General features: G+C 40.3%; 1 protein-coding gene. It reads right to left on the reverse strand.

All coding sequences use genetic code 11. The annotated features are described in order from the left end of the window. Positions 1-687: 687 nt before the first annotated feature. Positions 688-1,083 carry a DUF3465 domain-containing protein gene (locus NB504_RS17690; RefSeq protein WP_088899996.1) on the reverse strand — a complete coding sequence of 132 codons (396 nt, stop codon included), beginning with the start codon at positions 1,081-1,083 and terminating at the stop codon, positions 688-690. Positions 1,084-1,101 lie beyond the last annotated feature (18 nt).

Consider the following 1,101-nt stretch of genomic DNA (forward strand, 5'->3'; position numbering starts at 1 on the left):
TTAAACCTAACGCCCGGCTAAGGGGTTGACAACGCACCGCCGAACTTAAAAAACACACTGTAAACACTGAATTTCAATTTTGCACTAAAACCGCCAAGCGTTGGCAATCCCTCTTGAGCCGTTTGTTAGCTGCTGCACTTTAGCTGGACATGTACTACCCAACGGCCAAATTTAAAACACATTATTGCTTTCAAGCGACAAAGTAAAACAGACAACTGAGAAACTAAAACCTAATCCATGAAACGCACTTGGCAAAGAAGAAATAACAGGAAAACTGGCGAGCTTCTAAGACTTAAATTTACAAAGAATCCTTTCGAAGAAGTCAACAACCAAGTGCGCGAAATCCATTTAGCGCAAAAGAGCTTCAAAACCAAAGAAGCCACACCAAAGAAATAAACAAACACACCACTTCCCGTAAGAAGACTTCGGTTAGTTCAAACACTTCACGAACAGTACCACTGGCGAGATACGTGGAAAAGTGCTGACTTTCAGGTGCAAAGCTAGAGCCTCAGACTAAGAAAAATAAACACGTAATTTGATGATTTTTCTTAACCTCAGCTAACGCCCTGTTAAGGTGTGAGCAACGCAATACCGATGCCGTCGCATACCACCTTAACCACCAAACGCAACGCATAGTAAAAATGCTACGCGTTGCGAATCACTCTTAAACAGTTTGTTATGTGAATTTTACTCGTACGTCTTACCGTTGTGCTTTAACCAACCGTGCGGATGTTTATTGTTTGGATCATTGTGCGTCCAGTGCATGACACCACCTTTTTTGTTCCATTCATATTCACCGTAAAACTGGACTCGATCGCCAACTTTTAGATTTGGAACTCTAGGAGCTAAATCAATATTGTGAGCAACAAGTAAAGTTTGTTTACTGTCCAGTTTCAATATAAATTTTTGATGCCTACTCCCTTCGTTGTCATCAGGTAACAAGCGAATGACTGTGCCTGAGCCCTGAACTTGAAGATCACTTTGATGATTTTCATACGCATTTTTTAACTGATGATCATTAGCTTTAGCACCAATCGAAGCTAGACAAAAGACAGCTATAAATATAGCGATTAACTTCTTCATATACTCAATTTCTCCAAT

Source organism: Vibrio sp. RM-69-4, from assembly GCF_024743775.1.
Taxonomy (GTDB): domain Bacteria; phylum Pseudomonadota; class Gammaproteobacteria; order Enterobacterales; family Vibrionaceae; genus Vibrio; species Vibrio anguillarum.